The sequence below is a fragment of the Serratia sp. (in: enterobacteria) genome, assembly GCF_051654945.1.
Lineage (GTDB): Bacteria > Pseudomonadota > Gammaproteobacteria > Enterobacterales > Enterobacteriaceae > Chania.
This window is the reverse complement of record NZ_JBOFZA010000081.1, coordinates 77,257-97,361: the sequence shown is the minus strand read 5'-3', so window position 1 is coordinate 97,361 and position 20,105 is coordinate 77,257. Positions and strand designations below refer to the sequence as shown.

Annotated in this window: 21 protein-coding genes; 3 read left to right on the top strand and 18 right to left on the bottom strand. The window is 56.9% G+C overall.

Annotation, left to right across the window (positions count from 1 at the left end; translation table 11 throughout):
• Window positions 1-8: 8 nt before the first annotated feature.
• The 4 genes from flgE to flgB all read right to left on the bottom strand — a co-directional run bounded on the left by flgE (window position 9) and on the right by flgB (window position 2,880).
• Window positions 9-1,247 (bottom strand): flagellar hook protein FlgE, encoded by a 1,239-nt coding sequence (flgE, locus tag ACRDCA_RS16820; RefSeq protein ID WP_438690562.1) that lies wholly within the window; start codon window positions 1,245-1,247, stop codon window positions 9-11.
• 83 nt (window positions 1,248-1,330) lie between these two features.
• The gene (gene flgD / locus ACRDCA_RS16815) at window positions 1,331-2,041 is read right to left on the bottom strand and encodes a flagellar hook assembly protein FlgD (protein ID WP_438690561.1); all 711 of its coding nucleotides are present in this window, start codon (window positions 2,039-2,041) and stop codon (window positions 1,331-1,333) included.
• 15 nt (window positions 2,042-2,056) lie between these two features.
• Window positions 2,057-2,461, bottom strand: coding sequence for a flagellar basal body rod protein FlgC (gene flgC / locus ACRDCA_RS16810; protein WP_025121508.1), 405 nt, complete (start codon window positions 2,459-2,461; stop codon window positions 2,057-2,059).
• A gap of 5 nt (window positions 2,462-2,466) precedes the next feature.
• Window positions 2,467-2,880, bottom strand: coding sequence for a flagellar basal body rod protein FlgB (flgB, locus tag ACRDCA_RS16805; RefSeq protein WP_438690560.1), 414 nt, complete (start codon window positions 2,878-2,880; stop codon window positions 2,467-2,469).
• A gap of 163 nt (window positions 2,881-3,043) precedes the next feature.
• On the opposite strand from flgB, the gene flgA reads away from it, so the two are divergent.
• From flgA to ACRDCA_RS16790, 3 genes are all read left to right on the top strand, one after another.
• Entirely contained in the window at window positions 3,044-3,700 is a 657-nt protein-coding gene (flgA, locus tag ACRDCA_RS16800) for a flagellar basal body P-ring formation chaperone FlgA (RefSeq protein WP_438690559.1), read from the top strand.
• Window positions 3,701-3,821: 121 nt separating this feature from the next.
• Complete coding sequence (gene flgM / locus ACRDCA_RS16795; RefSeq protein ID WP_438690558.1) at window positions 3,822-4,133, top strand: flagellar biosynthesis anti-sigma factor FlgM; 312 nt, start codon at window positions 3,822-3,824, stop codon at window positions 4,131-4,133.
• A 21-nt stretch (window positions 4,134-4,154) separates the two neighbouring features.
• Window positions 4,155-4,589, top strand: coding sequence for a flagella synthesis protein FlgN (locus tag ACRDCA_RS16790; RefSeq protein WP_438690557.1), 435 nt, complete (start codon window positions 4,155-4,157; stop codon window positions 4,587-4,589).
• A 40-nt stretch (window positions 4,590-4,629) separates the two neighbouring features.
• Here ACRDCA_RS16790 and ACRDCA_RS16785 read toward each other — a convergent pair whose 3' ends face one another.
• From ACRDCA_RS16785 to motA, 14 genes are all read right to left on the bottom strand, one after another.
• Window positions 4,630-4,779: a hypothetical protein gene (locus ACRDCA_RS16785; RefSeq protein ID WP_438690556.1), complete on the bottom strand. Its 150-nt coding sequence runs from the start codon at window positions 4,777-4,779 to the stop codon at window positions 4,630-4,632.
• A gap of 234 nt (window positions 4,780-5,013) precedes the next feature.
• A complete protein-coding gene (locus tag ACRDCA_RS16780) occupies window positions 5,014-5,415 on the bottom strand; it encodes a flagellar protein FlhE (protein ID WP_438690555.1) in 402 nt (133 codons plus the stop codon).
• The gene (flhA, locus tag ACRDCA_RS16775) at window positions 5,415-7,493 is read right to left on the bottom strand and encodes a flagellar biosynthesis protein FlhA (protein ID WP_438690554.1); all 2,079 of its coding nucleotides are present in this window, start codon (window positions 7,491-7,493) and stop codon (window positions 5,415-5,417) included. Before flhA ends, ACRDCA_RS16780 begins: the two co-directional genes overlap by 1 nt.
• Complete coding sequence (flhB, locus tag ACRDCA_RS16770) at window positions 7,486-8,628, bottom strand: flagellar biosynthesis protein FlhB (protein WP_438690553.1); 1,143 nt, start codon at window positions 8,626-8,628, stop codon at window positions 7,486-7,488. The genes flhA and flhB overlap by 8 nt, the downstream gene beginning before the upstream one ends.
• Before the next feature lie 155 nt (window positions 8,629-8,783).
• Window positions 8,784-9,428, bottom strand: a complete 645-nt coding sequence (gene cheZ / locus ACRDCA_RS16765) for a protein phosphatase CheZ (protein WP_438690552.1) — start codon at window positions 9,426-9,428, stop codon at window positions 8,784-8,786.
• Window positions 9,429-9,442: 14 nt separating this feature from the next.
• Window positions 9,443-9,832, bottom strand: coding sequence for a chemotaxis response regulator CheY (cheY, locus tag ACRDCA_RS16760; protein ID WP_025121497.1), 390 nt, complete (start codon window positions 9,830-9,832; stop codon window positions 9,443-9,445).
• Window positions 9,833-9,881: 49 nt separating this feature from the next.
• Window positions 9,882-10,931 carry a protein-glutamate methylesterase/protein-glutamine glutaminase gene (locus ACRDCA_RS16755; protein WP_438690551.1) on the bottom strand — a complete coding sequence of 350 codons (1,050 nt, stop codon included), beginning with the start codon at window positions 10,929-10,931 and terminating at the stop codon, window positions 9,882-9,884.
• Window positions 10,931-11,803, bottom strand: coding sequence for a protein-glutamate O-methyltransferase CheR (cheR, locus tag ACRDCA_RS16750; protein WP_438690550.1), 873 nt, complete (start codon window positions 11,801-11,803; stop codon window positions 10,931-10,933). Before cheR ends, ACRDCA_RS16755 begins: the two co-directional genes overlap by 1 nt.
• 18 nt (window positions 11,804-11,821) lie before the next feature.
• The gene (locus ACRDCA_RS16745) at window positions 11,822-13,453 is read right to left on the bottom strand and encodes a methyl-accepting chemotaxis protein (RefSeq protein ID WP_438690549.1); all 1,632 of its coding nucleotides are present in this window, start codon (window positions 13,451-13,453) and stop codon (window positions 11,822-11,824) included.
• A gap of 88 nt (window positions 13,454-13,541) precedes the next feature.
• On the bottom strand, window positions 13,542-15,209 hold the full coding sequence (tsr, locus tag ACRDCA_RS16740) for a methyl-accepting chemotaxis protein (RefSeq protein ID WP_438690548.1): 1,668 nt from the start codon (window positions 15,207-15,209) through the stop codon (window positions 13,542-13,544).
• Window positions 15,210-15,639: 430 nt separating this feature from the next.
• Window positions 15,640-16,140, bottom strand: a complete 501-nt coding sequence (cheW, locus tag ACRDCA_RS16735) for a chemotaxis protein CheW (protein WP_025121492.1) — start codon at window positions 16,138-16,140, stop codon at window positions 15,640-15,642.
• Window positions 16,141-16,171: 31 nt separating this feature from the next.
• Window positions 16,172-18,133 carry a chemotaxis protein CheA gene (gene cheA, locus ACRDCA_RS16730; protein ID WP_438690547.1) on the bottom strand — a complete coding sequence of 654 codons (1,962 nt, stop codon included), beginning with the start codon at window positions 18,131-18,133 and terminating at the stop codon, window positions 16,172-16,174.
• A 26-nt stretch (window positions 18,134-18,159) separates the two neighbouring features.
• Window positions 18,160-19,197 (bottom strand): flagellar motor protein MotB, encoded by a 1,038-nt coding sequence (gene motB, locus ACRDCA_RS16725; RefSeq protein ID WP_438690546.1) that lies wholly within the window; start codon window positions 19,195-19,197, stop codon window positions 18,160-18,162.
• Complete coding sequence (gene motA, locus ACRDCA_RS16720; protein WP_438690545.1) at window positions 19,194-20,084, bottom strand: flagellar motor stator protein MotA; 891 nt, start codon at window positions 20,082-20,084, stop codon at window positions 19,194-19,196. The genes motB and motA overlap by 4 nt, the downstream gene beginning before the upstream one ends.
• Window positions 20,085-20,105: the final 21 nt, after the last annotated feature.

Here is a 20,105-nt window from a genome sequence, read left to right as displayed (position 1 = left end):
CAATCCTATTAGCGCAGGCTGACCAGCGTTTGCAGGATCGAGTCCTGGGTTTTGATGGTTTGCGCGTTCGACTGGTAGTTACGCTGCGCCACAATCATGTTCACCAGTTCCTGACTCAAATCGACGTTGGAAGACTCCAGCGCGCCGCTGGTCAGTGAACCAAAACCGCCGCCACCCGCCAGGCCCACACGTGGCTGGCCTGAAGCACCGGTCTCCTTCCAGACGTTATCACCTTGCGCTGCCAGCCCTTCCGGGTTGGAGAAGTTGGTCAACACGATCTGCCCCAACAGTTGGGTTTGCTGGTTGTTGTATACCCCGACCACGGTGCCGTCTTTGTTGATCTGGAAGCCCTGGTATTCCCCGGTGGCATAGCCGTCCTGGGCCAGCTTGCTGACGGAGTCGCTACCGACGTTCTGTTGCAGGCTACCGGCAAAGCTCAGATTGAAGGTTTGCCCCAGCGCGCCGTCTTTCGGCGACATTGGCACGACCAGGTTGAACGGCGTAGCGCTCGGCTGGCCCTGCGCATCCAACGTGCCGGTGAGCGCACCGCTGGTATCAAAGTTCAGGCTACCCGCTTTGGCTGACGGAGCGCCGGTCACGCTGCCATCCTGGGTGTAAACGTCCCATTTGTTATCGGCGGTTTTCACAAAGTAGGCGTTGATGTTGTGAGCATTGCCCAGGGTGTCGTAGGTAGTAATGGTGTTGACGTAGTTGAACGAATCGGTCTTGTTGGGATCGAACGGCTTCACCTCTGGCGGCTGATGGGTCGATTTCAGGTTGGCCACCATATTGCCGTTGGTGCTGGCTTTGGCGTTCATCATGCCTTCAGGAATGCTCAGCGGAACCGGATCGGCCCCCTGCTGGATGGTGGGTGGCGAACCGGCTGCCGGGTAGCCGGTCAGGCTCAGCCCCTGCATGTTGGTGATGTTACGGTTGGCATCCATGATGAACTGACCGTTACGGGTATAGAAGATGCCGCCATCGGCGTCCTGCATACGGAAAAAACCATTCTGGCTGATGGCGATATCCATGGCCCGGTTGGTGTTGGTGGTGGTGCCGCCGTTGAAGTTTTGGGTGATCCCCGCCACTTTTACGCCCAACCCGACCTGCGAACCGGCAAACATATCGGCAAAGGAAACGCTGCCGGATTTGAAGCCGTAGGTGGCGGAGTTGGCGATGTTGTTACCGATCACATCCAGGTTGGTTGCTGCCGCGTTTAAACCGCTGACCGCTTGTGAAAAAGCCATGTCGTTCTCCGAAATAGGTCATTTAAAAAAGTGTCTTCAGGATCGGTGCTGCGATCCCTTGCCGACGTGGAAAATCACTACGCTTAGTTGGACGAACTCAGTTTGGACAGGATCAGGCGCACGTCATCCAGCGTAGAGGTTCCCGCCACTCCCAGATCCAGTTTTGCACCGTCCGTACCGCGCGTAACGCCGTTAACCATGGCAAAACGCAGCGGCTGTGCCACCAGTTGCTCACCGCCGTTCCTGGCGTTAATCGCCACGGTGTAAGCACCATCAGGCGCATTAGTGCCATCTTCCAGCGAACCGTCCCAAGAGAAGGAATGCACGCCCGCGGTCAGCCCGCCCAGATCGATGGTGCGTACCACTTTGCCGGTGGCATCACTGATGGTGGCCGTCACCGCATCGGCGGTGCGTTCCAGCTCGACGCCAAACGGCGTGGTGCTCACCTTGCCCGCATCATTGCCCACCAGGATCTCTTTGCCCGGTACCATCACACCGTGACCGATCAGCGAGCTGGCCTGAATGGACTGGTTGCCGCTGATCTGGCCGGAAATCGATCCCAGCGTGGTGTTGAGCTTCTCAATCCCGCTCACCGTATTGATCTGAGCCAGTTGAGTGGTCAGTTCGTTGTTTTGCATTGGGTTGGTGGGATCCTGGTTTTTCAACTGGGCCACCAGCAACGTCAGGAAGTTGTTGCTCAGATCCTGACTGGTATTGCCATTCGCACCGCTTTTGGCACTGGTGCCGGCAATGCTGTTGTCGAGTGATTCATTGGTCGTGGCGGCAATGGCCATAAATAAAAGCTCCGGTTACTGACCCAACGTCAGGGTTTTCATCAACATGGATTTGGTGGTATTCAACACTTCGACGTTGGCCTGATAGCTGCGCGAGGCCGAGATGGTATTGACCATTTCGCCAACCACATCGACGTTGGGCATCCGCACATAGCCTTTGGCATCCGCCAGCGGGTTGCCCGGCTGAAATACCAGGCGCTCCGGTGAGGGATCGTCAACCACCTGCGCGACGCGTACGCCGCCGGTCGACTGGCCCGCTGCGGCCGCAACCTGAAAAACCACCTGTTTGGCCCGATAAGGCTGACCATCCGGTCCGGTGGCGCTGTCGGCGTTGGCCATGTTGCTGGCGCTGACGTTCATACGTTGGGATTGCGCGGACAGGGCCGAGCCGGAAATATCAAAAATGTTCAATAACGACATGGGGATTACCCTCCTTGCAGCACGGACATCATGCCCTTGATTTGCCCGTTCAACAGCGTCAGGTCGGTTTGATATTTCAGGCTGTTATCGGCAAAGTTGGTTCGCTCACGATCCATATCTACCGTGTTACCGTCCATCGAAGGCTGATCCGGCACGCGGAACAGCAGATCCAGCGACGGTGGCTGCATGTTCTGCGCCGGGATATGGCGCGCTGAAGTCAGATTCAAGGCAATACCGCTGCCGCTGACGCGCCCCTGATCCATGACTTTGTTCAATTGGCTGGCGAAATCGATATCACGAGCCTGATAGCCCGGCGTATCTGCGTTGGCGATGTTGGCCGCCAGAATTTCCTGCCGCTGGGCGCGTAAGTTCAGCGCCTCCTGGCCAAAACGCAGAGCAGCGTCCAATTTATCGAGCATGCTCCCTCCGCGAGGTTAGAATTTGGAGCCGACAGCATAAACGCCCTGCCTGTCAGCCTATCGTGGGAATAAGGGCAAAATGCGTCGCTATTTGTCTGCTTAGCCTGCGCGCGTAACGGTTACACTGGTCGCTCTGTCGTCGCTGCGTCTGTTGAGGCAAAATATGAAAAGCATCCTGCTATTGGTCTGTTTGTTGATCGGCCTGAACGCGCACGCCGAGGGCCTGGCTGGACAGGTGAAGAGCTTTATTGAGGCGCAATTTGCCGATAATGCCAACGTGACCGACGTCAAGGTACAACTGCGAACGCCAGCAAGCCGTTGGCCACAGTGCGAATTGCCACAGCTTTCGTTACCGCAAAACGCTCGCCGCTGGGGCAACATCAGTATCTCGGCCCGTTGTGGTCAGGAGCGGCGTTTTATTCAGGCACAGGTGCAGGTGATGGGCCATTATCTGGTAGCAGCTCGGGGGATTAGCGCGGGCAGTAAGCTGGCCGCAGAGGATCTCAAACTGAAGACTGGCCGATTGGATACCTTACCTGCACGCACCCTGACCGACAGCGGCAAAGCGATCGGTGCCGTCAGCCTGCGCAATATCAGCCCAGGTCAACCGTTGAATCCGGTCATGTTACGTCGAGCCTGGGCGATCAAGGCCGGGCAAGCGGTACAGGTGATGGCTCAGGGCAACGGATTCAATATCAGCGGAGCCGGTAAGGCGATGAACAACGCCGCCGCCGAAGATAGCGTTCGTGTACGCATGGCCTCGGGGCAGATTGTTAGTGGCATTGCCAATAGCGATGGCACAATTCGTATTACTTTATAAAAAAATAAAGCTTTGCCACAGCTTGCCGATAAGAAAGTCATAGCAGCATTTTCCGGCCACCAGAGCCACAGACTTTACTCCTCCGTTGCCTAGGCTGCGGAGGTATAGATGGAGATTGAACATGAGTATCGATCGTACCCAGCGGTTGCAACCCGTCCCGACGGTACAGCCGCGAGACACGCAAACCGACAGCGCAGTGCAAGCGCGCAAAAAAATATCAGCGGAAACTGCGGTCAGCGGCACCCAGGTTAAGCTGAGCGACGCACAGGCGCGCCTGATGCAGCCGGGCACTCAGGATATCAATCTGGAGCGGGTGGAAACCATCAAGCAGGCCATCCGCAACGGCGAGTTAAAGATGGATACCGGCAAAATTGCCGACGCCTTGTTACAAGACGTGCAAAGCGAATGGATGTCCAGCGACGATCGGGGTTAACACCAAGGGTGAGTCATTGATATGGAAAACCTGGCACAACTGCTGGATAAGCTGCTGGAAACCTTGCATGCGTTAGGCACGGTACAAACGGAAGAGCATACATTGCTATGCTCAAAAACCTTGGTTGGCGTGGCTTTGCAACGCGTGACCGACGCTAAAAGCCAACTGCTGGCGACGGTCAATTATCTCGACCAACAGAGGCTGGAGCAGGAACGATTGCAACACTGTCAGGCGCCTTATGATGGCCAGCCGCAGTTGGCAGCCAAATGGCAGCAGGTTCAACAGTTGAGTTTGCAACTGCGTGAGCAAAACAACCATAACGGTATGCTGCTCAATCACCATATTGCGCACAATACGCAGGCGCTGGCGGTGTTGAACAAACAGAATAAATCGCTGTATGGCCCCGATGGCCAGTCCCGCGCCGGTAGCCTGTTAGGCCGCAAGATTGGGGTTTGACCGCTCTTAACCCGCCAACACCGGTTATTTCCAGCACAGATTAGTGGCAAATTAGTGCCAGATCGTCTGCGGAAAGACCGGTTAATTTCATCACAGTGGCACGATCGAAGCCATCCGCCAGCATCGCGCTGGCAATGTTCAGGATGCTTGCCCGTGCCTGCTCCATGCCCTTCTCAATCCCTTGTTCCATACCTTTCTTGAAGCCTTGCCAGCCTTTTCACCTCACCCCAACCCGATTTACAGACAGGAGATATCATGAACACTTATTTAGGGAGAGGGAGTGAGTCCTGAGCCGCAATCAGGTACAGGAGTCAAACTGTAGCACGTTCAGTCCCCTCTCCATTTGGGAGAGGGCTAGGGTGAGGGGGCAACGCTTAGCTGGTGGCATTATATCGCCGCCCTGATGCTGGATCCGACTCGCAACTCACTGGTAATTCACAATCACCTGATTGGAGATCGCCCGCAGCGGGGGATTTAACGCGCCGCGCGACTGCACGTAATAAATGAAACGGAATTCGCTGTCTGCCGCAATCCCGTTGAAAGCCTCACTGCGGCCACTGCCCGTGCCGAGCGGCACGCAGCGTGACGAGGAGCAAAGTTGCACCTGCAATCCAGCGGGGGCACCCGCTAACAGCTGATAACGCCAGCTTACGCTGGTTACCCTGGCGGTAGCCGCCGGTGGATTAGCCGCCCGCAGGCTGGGGGACACGTCCTGCACGCCCCCCGTTTCCAGCGTTACGCCAGTGGCATCGGCGGCCCAGGACCCCGACACCGCCTGCGCCGCCAGCGGTGCTAACAATACCAATAGAGGCAGGAAAGTTTTCATCAGGCGGCTCCAATGGTTGAGGTCATACGGATCTGTCGCTCGTCGTTGATTTCCAGATTCGACAGTACCACCAACTGCGGCAAGGTACGGCGCAGGAAGCGCGCCAACAGAGCCCGTAACGCGTGGTTTACCAACAGTACCGGCGGCGCACTGAGCATTTCCTGGCGTTGTAATGCCTGTTTAGCCTGATCCAGCAACCGATCCGCCAAACCTGGCTCAAGCCCCCCACCGCCTTGCAGAGCCTGCAACAGCAGGCGCTCAAGCGGCGTATCCAAGCCGATAACCTGGATTTCACCGTTACCCGGGAACCACTGCTGGGTTATCGCCCGCCCAAGGGCCACGCGCACCACGGTGGTCAGTTCAAAAGGATCGCTTTGCGTTGGCGCATGTTCCGCCAGCGTTTCAATAATGGTACGCATATCGCGGATCGATACCCGCTCGGACAGCAAATTCTGTAGCACCTTGTGCAAGGTCGTCAGCGAAACCACGCCCGGCACCAAGTCTTCTGTCAGCTTCGGCATCTCCTGCGAGACACGATCCAACAGTTGCTGAGTTTCCTGGCGGCCAAACAGCTCGCTGGCAAACTGACCGAGCAAATGGTTAAGATGGGTGGCGACCACGGTGCTGGCTTCCACTACCGTGTAACCTTGGATCTGCGCCTGTTCACGCAGCGCGCTGTCGATCCACACCGCCTCCAGACCAAAGGCCGGATCGACGGTTTTATCCCCGGTCAAATCACCCACGGCATTACCTGGGTTAATTGCCAGCCAGCGGCCCGGATGGGCTTCACCGCTGCCGATTTCCACCCCTTTCATCAGAATGCGGTAGCTGGCGGCCGACAGTTCGAGATTGTCGCGAATATGCACTACTGGTGGCAGATAGCCCGTATCCTGAGCGAATTTTTTACGGATGCCACGGATACGTCCCAACAATTCGCCGTTCTGTTGAAAGTCCACCATGGGGATCAGACGATAACCAACCTCCATACCCAAGGGATCTTCCAACTGCACGTCAGACCAACTGGCCTCCACCGCCTGGGTGTTTTCCTGCGGTAACGGCTGTTCCTGGACTTTCGGTGATTGCTGTTCACGCCCGCGCAACCGCCAGGCCAACGCCAGCAGCGCCGCCGTAAACAGCAGGAAGACCAGGTTAGGCATGCCGGGAACCATTCCCAACAGCCCCAACACCGCGGCACTCAATACCATCACCCGCGGGTTGTTGAACAACTGGCCTACCATCTGCTCACCAACGTCCTCATCGGTGGCAACACGGGTGACGATCACGCCCGCCGCCGTCGAGATCACCAATGCCGGGATCTGTGCGACCAGGCCATCACCGATGGTCAGCAAGGTATAGGTTTCCGCTGCGGTCCCCAGTTCCATACCGTGCTGGATCACCCCCACCAGCAGGCCGCCCACCACGTTAATCACCATGATCATCAAGCCCGCCACGGCATCACCACGTACAAACTTGCTGGCACCGTCCATCGAACCGTAGAAGTCCGCCTCCTGCGTTACTTCGGAGCGGCGCTTTTTAGCCTCATCTTCGCCGATCAAACCGGCGTTCAGATCGGCATCGATCGCCATCTGTTTACCCGGCATCCCGTCGAGAACAAAGCGGGCGCCAACTTCAGCAATACGCCCGGCCCCCTTGGTGATCACCATAAAGTTGATCAGCACCAGGATGATAAACACCACGATACCGATGGCAAAGTTGCCCCCCACCAGGAAGTGACCGAATGCCTCGACGACCCGCCCCGCCGCCGCCGAACCGGTATGCCCCTCCATCAGGATGATCCTGGTGGAGGCCACGTTCAGCGACAGGCGCAACAGGGTTGAAAACAGCAGGATGGTCGGGAAGGCCGCGAACTCCAGCGTACGCTGGGTAAACATCGCCACCAGCAACACCATGATCGACAGCGCGATATTGAAGGTAAACAGCAAGTCGAGGATAAATGCCGGCAACGGCAGCACCATCATCGACAGGATCATCAGGATCAGTATCGGGCCAGCCAGCACCTGCCACTGCGTGTCTTTAAAATTACCCGGCAAACGAAGCAGGGCGGCCAAATTAGCCATCTGAGTTACTCTCTCCAGCAAAGTCCAGTGCTTCCGGCACCGGTAAACGTTGAGGTTTTTTCGGGATCAGACCGCCTTCACGCTGCCAACGGCGCAGCTGGTAGACCCAGGCCAGGACTTCGGCCACGGCGGCATACAAGGTCGTAGGAATGTGTTGCCCAATCTCACTGTGTCGGTATAGCGCCCGCGCCAACGGCGGTGCTTCCAGCGTTGGAATACGGTGCTCGTTCGCCAGTTCGCGGATACGCAAAGCGATCTCACCGGCCCCTTTAGCCAATACTTTTGGCGCACTCATGTTCTTGTCGTTGTATTGCAGTGCCACGGCGTAATGCGTCGGGTTGGTGACGATCACGTCCGCCTTCGGTACGTCAGACATCATGCGACGACGAGAGATGGCACGCTGTTGCTGACGGATCCGCCCTTTAACATGGGGATCGCCTTCCTGCTGTTTATGTTCGTCGCGAATATCCTGCTTGGTCATCTTCAGTTTCTTGAAGTGGCTCCATAGCTGATAAAACACGTCAAAGGCCACCATCGGCACCAATCCAAGCACGATCAGCATGCCGCAGAGGATCACGATCTGGAGCGCGTTTTTCAGCGCGTCCTGCGGCTGCTGCGTAACCAAGTGCAGCATCGCCGCCCAGTTATGCCACAGATAAAGACCGGCCACCCAGCCTACCAGGGTTGCTTTGAGGATCGCCTTCAGTAGCTCTGCCAGCACCTGGGTGGAGAACATACGCTTCAATCCGGCGATCGGATCCATGCGCTTGGCGTCAAACTTAAGGCTGAAGGCCACACCGCCCAGCAGCATTGGAGCTGCCAATGCCACCAGCACCAAACCGGCAAGGATCGGCATCAGCGCCCACACCGCCTGACGCAACAGCATGGCAAACTGACGCAGCATCTGCTTATCGTTGCTGACCATGTTGTGATCGAAATGCAGGCCGTCTGCCAGCATCCTCGCCAACTGTTGCGCGATATGGCCGCCTGCGACCCACAAGATCGACAACCCGGCGATCAACATCAGGATCGAAGTCAGTTCGCGCGAACGCGCAATCTGCCCCTCTTCACGAGCTTTCTCCAACCGGTGGGGTGTGGGGGCCTCGGTTTTTTCCTGATCGCTGTCTTCAGCCAAGGAGACGGCTCCCGTCGCATGCAAGGAATAGAATTGCCGTCAGCATGCCAAAAAAATGCGAATTTCATTGCGGGAACAACGAAGGAAAAGGCGGGTTATTTAGCGGATGGGCTGGCAAAAAGAGTTAGGGCGCAACAATGCGCCCTAAATGGTCATCAAAAACCTAAGCTGTCGAGCAGATCGTCTACCTGGGCCTGATTGGCAATCACGCCAGCCCCGTTCTGATCGAGCTGCGGGCCATTGAGCAGGCTGTCGTTGGGCTTTTTCTCTTTGGCTGGCTGATCCGGGATGTTCTCCATCAATACCATCAGCAGCTGCTTTTCAATCTCCTGTACCACGTCCATCATACGCTTGATCACCTGGCCGGTGAGATCCTGGAAATCCTGCGCCATCATGATTTCCAGCAACTGGGCGTTGGTGAATGCGGTGTGCTCCGGTACCCGATCCAGATACTGACGGGTATCCGTCACCAGCGAGCGGGCATCCGCCAACTCGATCGGGTTGGCAAACCACTCGTCCCAGCGCCCTTTAAGCGTATTGGCCTGCGACTCCAACTCCGCCTGGCGAGGCTGTGCCGCCTCTACGCAGTTGAGCGCCCGTTCCGCCGCCTGCGCCGTCATGGTGACGACATAATCAAGACGGTCGCGTGCATCCGGGATCGCTTCGGCCGCCTGAGCGATGGCCTGATCTAGCCCCAGCTCACGCATGCTGTCACGCAGCATGCGGGTCAGTTGACCGATGCGGGAGATGATCTCGCCCGCTGTCGCTGCATCGCTGGCAGGCATTGGAATATCTCTCATCGCCCTCTCCTTTTTTACATGCCCAGTTTTTCAAAAATCTTGTTGAGCTTCTCTTCCAGCGTTGCCGCCGTGAAGGGTTTTACCACGTAACCGCTGGCACCCGCCTGAGCAGCAGCAATGATGTTTTCTTTCTTGGCTTCCGCCGTCACCATCAGTACCGGCATTGACGCCAGCGCGCCATCGGCGCGGATGGTTTGCAACAGCTCCAGGCCGTCCATGTTCGGCATGTTCCAGTCCGATACCACGAAATCGAAGCCGCCAGCGCGCAGCTTGTTCAACGCATCCGCTCCGTCTTCCGCCTCTTCGACGTTGTTAAAACCCAATTCTTTCAGCAAATTTCTGACGATGCGGCGCATGGTGGAAAAATCATCCACCACCAGAAATTTAAGGTTTTTGTCTGCCATTATTACTCCTAAGGTTAATCGTCTTTCCCCCGTAATTCGGGGTATCACATCAAATACGCAGCGCCTGACCACCCGCGATCTGCGCCAACATGCGTTGGCTCATGCGCTCCAACTCCACTATTTCATTCACTCCGCCGGTAGCAATGGCCTCCCGAGGCATGCCAAACACCACACAGCTGGCTTCGTTTTGCGCCAGGGTGTACGCCCCGGCCCGGTGCATTTCCAGCATTCCTGCCGCACCATCATTCCCCATACCGGTGAGGATCACCCCCACCGCGTTACGCCCGGCAAACTGGGCCACCGACCGGAACAGCACATCAACCGAAGGACGATGCCGGTTGACCGGCGGGCCGTCGTGTAACCGAATCTGATAGTTGGCGCCGCTGCGCGTCAGTTCCAGATGACGGTCTCCCGGCGCGATGTAGGCATGGCCTGGCAAGACGCGCTCGCCATCTTCCGCTTCTTTCACCGTGATCTGGCACAGCTTGTTGAGCCGTTCGGCAAATGAGCGGGTAAACCCTGGTGGCATATGTTGGGTGATCAATAACGCCGGGCTATTGGCCGGTAACGGCTGCAACACATGACGGATCGCCTCGGTGCCTCCAGTAGACGCGCCAATCGCGATCAGCTTTTCACTGCTCAACAATGGCGTATGGCTGAGGATCGCCGGAGCCGGCCCCGTTGAACGCTGTGACAGACGCGCCTTGGCCGCCGTGCGGATCTTCTCGGCAATCAGCTCGCTGTAGGCCAGCATGCCTTCGCGGATCCCCAGTTGCGGTTTGGTGACAAAGTCCACTGCACCCAGCTCCAACGCTCGCAGAGTGATCTCCGATCCCTGTCCCGTCAGCGATGACACCATCACCACCGGCATCGGCCGCAGGCGCATCAGTTTTTCCAGAAAATCCAGCCCGTCCATACGCGGCATTTCGACGTCCAGCGTCAGCACCTGCGGGTTGAATTTTTTGATCAGATCGCGCGCCACCAGCGGATCGGGAGCGGTGGCCACCATCTCCATATCGGGATGGCTGTTAACAATTTCGGTCATCAGCTGCCGCATCAGGGCAGAGTCGTCCACGCTTAATACGCTGATTTTATTCATTACCTCTCCTTGGTCAGGCCATACACGGTCTGCCCACGCAAGTAGAAATCCCGGCTGAGCTGGCTGAAGTTCTCGGAATGGCCAGCAAACATCAGGCCCCCTGGTTTAAGCAGCGGCACAAAGCGCCGTAAAATGCGCTCTTGGGTTTCTTTGTCAAAATAGATCATGACGTTACGGCAAAATATCGCATCAAATTGCCCCGGCAATGCCCATTCGGGTGCCAGCAGATTGAGCGGCTGGAAATGGACCTGTGCCGCCAATTCTGGCCGTACCCGCACCAGCCCCTGGTGAGGCCCGGTGCCACGCAGGAAATAACGCTGCATCTGTGCCGGTGTCAGGGTGCGCAGATCTTCCTGGCGATAGACTCCCGCTTCGGCTTTTTCCAATACCTGAGTATCAATATCGCTGGCCCAAACCTGAGTCCCCGCAGCCTTCTGCCCCAGCGCCTCACTCAACGTAATGGCGATCGAGTAAGGCTCTTCGCCGGTCGAGGCGGCGGTGCTCCATACGCAGTAACCGTTTGGCCGTGAGCGCGCATGTTCCGCCAGAATGGGGAAATGGTGCGCCTCACGGAAAAACGCCGTCAGGTTAGTGGTCAGGGCATTGACGAATGCCTGCCACTCGGCGCTGTTGATGTCACTTTCCAACAGCACCAGATAGCTGCCAAAATCGGGTATGCCAAGCAGGCGCAAACGACGCACCAGACGGTTGTAAACCATCTCGCGTTTGTGCTCGGCCAGCACAATCCCGGCACGCTGGTAGATCAACTGGCTGATACGTCGGAAATGCACATCCGACAAAGGCAGCCGTTGTACCATCTGTGTCAGTAGAGACGCAGACTCTTTGTTGGTGGGTGAGGATGATCCGCTCATACCCTGCCACCAGGATGGTTATTTACTGTACAATTCGACACTAGTTGCTTCCTTAGCCACTGATAAAACTCCGTTGTTAGGGCTTTCCGATAATGTGATGTTATCGTCCGCCAGGCGGAATACCGCTACCGCATCCGCCAGGGTAATCGCTTGTTCTTCCAATACCGCAGCAGCAGAGGCCGCCTGTTCGACCAGCGCGGCGTTCTGTTGCGTCACCTGATCCATTTGTGTCACCGCCTGAGTCACCTGCTCGATACCACGGCTTTGCTCATCAGACGCCGAGGAGATCTCCCCCATAATGTCGGTGACCCGGGTCACCGAACGCACGATATCCTGCATAGTGGCACCGGAGTCTTCCACCAGTAACGACCCCTGCTTGACGCGGCCGACCGACTCATCGATCAGCACTTTGATTTCTTTGGCCGCCTGGGCGCTACGCTGCGCCAGATTGCGTACCTCTGAGGCCACGACGGCGAAACCGCGCCCTTGTTCACCCGCTCGCGCCGCTTCAACCGCCGCATTCAAGGCCAGGATATTGGTCTGGAAGGCGATACCGTCGATCACGCTGGTAATCGCACCAATTTTCTGCGAACTGCTGGCAATATCGTGCATGGTCGTGACCACATCGTCGGCCAGTTCCCCACCTTTGGCGGCGGTAGCCGAGGCATCACGTGCCAGCTTGGAGGCCTGACGGGCATTGTCAGCGTTCTGTTTCACCGTGGCGGTCAACTGCTCCATGCTGGCGGCGGTTTCTTCCAGCGAGGCCGCCTGCTGTTCGGTGCGGGAAGAGAGATCGTTATTACCTTCCGAGATCTCCTGTAGCCCGATCAGGATCGACTCGGCACCTTCGCGCACCGCACCCACGGTGCCAATCAGCGAGTTCTGCATACGCTGCAGGCTGGCAAACAGCTGGCTGATCTCGTTACGGCCATACACCTGGATTGGCGTAGCCAGATTGCCATCGGCGATGCGGTCAAAGTGGCTGCGCATGATATTCAGCGGCTGAACCAGCATATTGCGCAGCCACCACATAGCGCTGGCTGTCACCAGGATCAGCATCAGGACTGCACCACACACCAGCCAACCGGCCAGGGTGAAGGAGCGCTGATTGGCCGCATTGGCCTGGGCAATATTTTCGTTGACCAATTGCAGGTACTGGACGAAGTCGGCTTCGAACAGGTCCTGCATTTTCTGCGTGGGTTGATCCATAAAGCCTTGCAGGTTGCCGCCCTCCAGGAAGACGACCAGTTCACGCAAGGCGCCCCGTAGCCGCTCATAGCTGGCTTGGGTAGTTTCTGTCAGTTGCTGCTCCTGCTCGCTGTTACGCGCAACGGCCAGAAACTGATTAAAATAGAGGTCGGCTTTCTGCAACGAACTGCGGGCGTTGCCCATCAAGGCATCGACCTGTTCTTGCGGTACTTTCAGCGCCGCCCGGGTGCCGGCCCGGTTCAAGGTGTTACGTGCCTGTAGCAGAGAAACCCAGCTCAGGCTAAGGGCATCTCGTTGCTGGCTACCCAGACTAATCAGATTAAGATTATGGTTATCGGAGCGGGAAGCGGTATACGACAAGCCGGTGCTGACCAATTGCATCAGGCAAAAGGTCAGCAGTAATAAAAACAGACTGGTAGAGATACGGACTCGGTTAAACACGATAAACCTCCAGGTAGCCGTGGGTTAATACGGCTGAGGACGGAAAAAAGGGCCACGCCCTCGCGGGAGTGACGCAGCCCAATGCCGGTTAGAACGTTTCCCAGTTTTCCTGCGGATCGCTGGCGTTCATTTTTTTATGATGGATTACCGGGGTAATAACTTTACTGTTGGCTGATGACTTGAACTCCTGCTGGCCTTCCGCTTTCAGTCGGAATACCGCCACGGACTGGGTCAAGCGGCTGGCCTGCTCTTCCAGAGCGGCCGCCGCAGAGGCCGATTCTTCGACCAAAGAGGCGTTCTGTTGGGTAACGCGATCCATTTCGGCGACCGCCTGGCCAACCTGATCGATACCACGGCTCTGCTCGTCGGAGGCCGACGCGATTTCACCCATGATGTCGGTGACACGGGTGACGGCATTGACAATATCGCCCATGGTTTCACCGGCGCTTTCCACCAGCACCGAGCCCATATCAACGCGGCTCACCGAATCTTCAATCAGACCTTTGATCTCTTTAGCCGCCTGCGCGCTGCGGCTTGCCAGGTTACGGACCTCACCGGCCACCACGGCGAACCCACGGCCCTGTTCACCGGCACGTGCGGCTTCTACCGCCGCATTCAGCGCCAGGATGTTGGTCTGGAACGCAATGCCGTCGATTACGCTGGTGATATCAGCAATTTTCTGCGAGCTGCCGGCGATGTCGTGCATGGTTTGCACCACGTTGGCGACCACTTTGCCGCCTTTTTGCGCGGTTTCTGAGGCGCTCAACGCCAGTTGGCTGGCCTGACGGGCGTTTTCGGCGTTCTGTTTCACCGTGGCCGTCAACTGCTCCATGCTGGCAGCGGTTTCTTCCAGCGAAGCAGCTTGCTGTTCGGTACGTGAAGAGAGATCGTTATTGCCTGCGGCAATCTCGGAAGCGCCGCTGTAGATGGCATCGGCCCCCTGTCGCACACCGCTGACGGTATCGATCAGTTCGCCCTGCATATGCTTGAGGCTGGCTGCCAGTACGCCCATTTCGTTGCGGCTGTTGACGTCGATCGGGTGGGTCAGATCGCCGGCGGCGATCAGTTTGATGTGTTCGATCATGCGGTTGAGCGGACGCACCAGAATATGGTGGATGCCGAGCCAAACCAGAACGATCACCGCAACCACCAAGACCAGCACCACGCCCAGCGTCCAGACGGCAAACTCAAAAGAGCTGTCGCCGTCTTCGACCGCGATCTGGTATAGCTTGTCGTTCTGGGTCAGATAGCGGTTATAGACCTGTTCAAATTCGGTCTGATAACGCTGGGTTGGCTGTTCAAAGAAGGCGTCCAGCTTGCCGTCACCCAGCAGCGGGATCAGTTCCGACAGCGCGGTGTGCAAAGTGGTATAGCGCTGTTTGAGTTCTTGCGCCGCATCGGCATCCTGGCGAGCATCCAGAGGGATTTTTTCATAGGCCGCGTAGTGTTGTTCCGCCATGCTCAGCGTGTTTTTCGCCGAGGTCAGCAGTTCAGCCACGGTGGCACCGGTGCCTGCTTTATTGAGATCCATCATATAGCGGATCCCGGCGCGATTGAGGGTATTACGGGTTTGCAGCAGGTTGACCCAGCTTTCATTCAGTTCTGACTGCTGCTGTCGGATAGTTTGCAGTACGGTAAAATTTTCTTTGTTATCTTTCAGCGAAGTGAAAAACAGCCCCCCGGAAACCAGCTGCAAGGCACCGAATAACACCAGCACCAGCAATAAGCTGGTGACCACCTTCATACGATTAAACATGTTGACCCTTCTTGGAAGCCCGCACAGACAAGCTCTGTGTACGTTAACTGACTGAGTTATCGGCGTGGCAGAAGAGAACTTTATGGTTAGCTGATAAGATTTTTCTTAAGTTTGCGTAAGACTGTGATCTGGCTCGGTACCGGTGATACTCCCCTCACCCTAACTCTCTCCCAAAGGGCGAGGGGACCGAATGTGCCATCCATTGGCTCCCGGGACATGGGCGCAGCATGCAGCCCCCCTACGTAGCGCCACTAAGGTGTTTAATACCGCAACACCCTAGCCTGAGTCAGATGGGGATGGTGCAGGTTAGCCGACCGTTGAGCGCAGGGATGCGCGATTGCGAGCCCCCATGGACGGGTTTACGGCGTGTCGGCGTTCTGCATCATCTCCATCTGTTACACCTTTACGTGCAACTGCTGATCCCGAATAATCAGGCGCTTTTTGCTACGTTGTCGACCAGCGACATTTCTTCGCTGCTCAGCAGCTTTTCGATATCCACCAGGATCAGCATACGTTCGCCAAGTGACCCCAGGCCGGTGAGATATTCCGTAGCCAGCGTAACCGCAAACTCAGGGGCCGGGCGGATCTGATCGGTCGTTAATGACAGCACGTCAGAAACGCCATCAACCACGATCCCCACCACGCGCTGGCCAAAGTTCAGCACGATCACCACGGTGTTTTCATCATAAGAGACGTCCTGCTGGGCAAACTTCACGCGCAGATCGATGATCGGCACAATCACCCCCCGCAAATTGGTGACGCCCTTGATAAACGCCGGGGTGTTAGCGATGCGCGTTACCTGATCGTAACCGCGGATCTCCTGAACCTTGAGGATATCAATGCCATACTCTTCGTTACCCAAGGTAAAAATCAGGAATTCCTGACCAACCGTTTCGCCAGCCAATTTGCTGACGGATGCAAGTCCTGCCATTTCGATCACCTTTAAATCAGTCGGTTAATAATTATGCGGCAGCGTCCGTCAGACGCTTTTCCCGGTTCAGCGTTTGCAGCGCCGACACATCCACAATCAGCGCCACGCTGCCATCCCCCAGAATGGTGGCAGCGGAAATGCCCGGTACCTTGCGGTAGTTGCTTTCCAGATTTTTCACCACCACCTGGTGCTGACCGATCAACTGATCGACCAACAGTGCATAACGACGGCCTGCACTTTGCAGGATCACCACGATGCCCTGGGTGGCTTCGGTTTTGGCTCCGTCAACCTCAAAGACCCGGAACAACTCCACCAACGGCAGATATTCGCCACGCACCTGCAACACTCGCTCGCCACCGGCCAGTGGATGCAAATCCTCGGCCTGCGGTTGCAATGATTCCATCACGGCATTCAGTGGCAGAATGAAGACTTCCTCATTCACCTTGACCGACATGCCGTCAAGAATAGCCAGCGTCAGCGGCAGTAAAATGCGGATAGCGGTGCCTTTCCCCGCCTGGAAATGAATTTCAACATGCCCACCCATCTCCTGAATATTTCGCTTCACCACGTCCATCCCCACGCCACGCCCGGAAACGTCGGTCACCTGCTCGGCGGTGGAGAACCCTGGGGCAAAGATCAACATGCCGACCTCTTCATCGCTCATGCTGTCACTCACCGGCAACCCCTGCGAGGCGGCCTTGGCAAGGATTTTCTGGCGATTGAGTCCTGCACCGTCATCGGTGACTTCAATACAGATATTGCCGCCCTGATGTTCAGCGGACAGGATCAGATTACCAACTTCAGGCTTACCGGCAGCCAGGCGTGCGGCAGGCTCTTCAATGCCGTGATCCAGACTGTTGCGCACCAGGTGTGTCAACGGATCGATAATGCGTTCGATCAGACTCTTGTCCAGCTCGGTTGAGCTACCGCGTAGCGTCAACTCCACCTGCTTGTCCAGCTTGCTGGCCAGATCGCGCACCAGACGAGGGAAGCGGCTGAAAACGTACTCCATCGGCATCATGCGGATCGACATGACCGATTCTTGCAGGTCGCGGGCGTTACGCTCCAACTGGCTCATGCTGTTGAGCAAATCGCCATGATTGACCGGGTCCAGCGTACCTGAGCGTTGGGCCAGCATCGACTGAGTGATCACCAACTCCCCCACCAGGTTGATCAGTTGATCGACCTTTTCCACCGCCACGCGGATACTGGTGGATTCGCTGGCCTTGGCTTTCGGCTTCGGTGCTTCAGCCAGCGCAACGGGTGCAGCTGGTGCGGCTACGGCAACGGGTTCCGGCGTGCTGACCTTTGCCACGGCCTTCGGCGGCGTGGAAAAGGCAATCTGTTCCGGCTCCAGCACAAAACACAGCACCGCGCTGATATCGTCTTCACTGGCCGAGGTCAGCAGGGTGACCTCCAGGCTGGTCTCGGTCTGCTGCGGATTTTCCACTTCGCCCAGATTGCCCAGCTCTTCCAGCATCAGCGGAATTTCATTCGGCTTCAGGCCGCTCAGGCAGATCCGCATCCCGCCCTCGATCGCGGCCGGAGCAGCGGCATGCGCCACCGGTAAGGTTACCGCCGCCGCAGGCGCATCCTGCTGTTGTGCTTCCAAAGCCAACTGTCGCAGCGCCTGACAAATATACTCAAAGCTCTCGGCATCAGGCTGTTGCGACGTTTTATAAGCGTCCAGTTGCTCCTGCATAATGTCTTTGGTTTCCAGAAACAGGTTGATAATTTCGGTGCTCAGGCTCATTTCCTGACGCCGGGCACCATCCAGCAAATTCTCCAGCAGGTGGGTTGTTTCCTGCAGTACGCTAAAGCCGAAAGTGGCGGCGCCCCCCTTGATCGAGTGGGCCGCGCGGAAAATCGCGTTCAGGGGTTCAATATCCGGGGCCAGCGGATCCAGCTCCAACAGATGTTGCTCCATATCGGCCAGCAGCTCGTCTGCCTCATCAAAAAAGGTCTGATAAAAAGCGCTTATGTCCATGCTCACGGGATCACCTCTACTGTGAGTCGCTGTTAGTCGGTGTAAGTGGCGGAGGGTGCCGCCGGAATAGCCGCTGTCGGCCCGGTGTCTGCGGCTTGCACCGCTGCCGGGGGTTGCTCTGACCTGCTCTGTGCTGCCGGCGGTTCGGCGGTTGGGGCAGGTGCCGGCAATTCCGGTATCGCTGGAGCTTGCGGAGCCAACTGCTTCAAACCGTCTGGATTATCGATTTCCGTCGCATTGCCCTCCGCATTCTCGTGTTCTATCCCCTGCTGGGTTGCTCGGTTCAATACCAGAATGGTGATACGCCGGTTAATCGCGTCATCTCCGCCGTGCGGTTTCAGGTTCATGGTCGAGGCCATGCCAACCACCCGCAACACCTTGCCCTCGGCCAGGCCACCGGCGATCAGTTCACGTCGGGAGGCATTGGCACGATCGGCGGACAGCTCCCAGTTGCTGTAATAGCGCTCACCGGTGGCATAAGGCAGATCGTCGGTATGGCCCGACAGGCTGATTTTGTTGGTCAACCCGTTGAGGATCGGCGCTATCCCACGCAGGATATCGCGCATATAGCTTTCCACCTGTGCGCTACCGGTCTTGAACATCGGCCGGTTCTGGCTGTCGATAATTTGAATGCGCAACCCTTCGTCCATCATCTTGATCAGCAAATGCGGCCGCAGCGCTCTCAGGCGCGGATCCGACTCAATCAGCTCATCGAGCTTTTCCCGCAGCTTGTTCAGGCGCAACTCTTCGGCACGTTTTTCCGGTGAATCCATCTGTTTTTTGACCAACCCTTGCTGCTGGGTTGGATCGTCCCCACCGCCCGGAATTGGGCTGCTTTCCGAGCTGCTTTTGTCGCCGCCGGTCAGCGCCACCTTCAGCGGGGTGCGGAAATATTCGGCTATCTGCGTCAACTCCTGCGGACTGGCAATCGCCAGCAGCCACATCACCAGAAAAAACGCCATCATCGCCGTCATAAAATCGGCATAGGCAATTTTCCAGGAGCCGCCATGATGACCGGCATGATGGGATTTACGTTTTCTGACCAGAATGACCGGGTGATTCTGTTTCATGCGTCCTGCTCTTCCGTCGCCTGCTGTGCCGGGGCTTTCACCTTGCGCACATGCTCTTCCAGCTCAACGAAGGAAGGGCGCTCCGTGGTGTACAACGTTTTACGACCGAATTCGACCGCGATCTGCGGGGCATAACCATTTAAACTCGACAGCAGGGTGACCTTGATGCACTGCATCATCTTGGTGGTTTCGGCGCTTTTCTGTCGCAGCACGGTAGACAGCGGCGAGATAAAGCCGTAGGCCAGCAGAATACCAAGAAAGGTTCCCACCATCGCATTGGCGATCATGGCCCCCAATTCCGCCGCAGGCCGATCGGCTGACGCCAGCGCATGTACCACGCCCATCACCGCAGCCACGATACCAAACGCCGGTAACGAATCACCGACCATCGCCAAGCTGCTCGCAGGAACCTCGCTCTCCTGTTCGAAGGTTTCGATCTCTTCATCCATCAACGCTTCGATTTCAAAGGCGTTCATATTGCCGCTCACCATCAGTCGCAAGTAGTCGGTAATAAATTCCACCAAATGGTTATCGGCAAGAATGCGTGGATAATTAGAGAAAATTTCGCTTTCCTGCGGATTATCGATATCGAACTCCAGCGACAACATGCCCTGCTGGCGGGATTTGGCCATCAGCCGATACAGCAACGCCATCAGATCCATATACAGCTCTTTGTTGTATTTTGAGCGGCGCATCAGCTTGGGAAGCGCGCGGATCGTGGACTTAATCGCCTTACCGTTGTTGCCGACGATAAAGGCCCCCACGCCAGCACCGCCGATGATCAGAAATTCGGCTGGCTGATACAGCGCGCCCAGGTGCCCGCCGACGATCATATAGCCGCCAAACACCGTACCCAGTACCACGAGATAACCCAAAATAACTAGCACACGTATTCCTTAAATTCACAA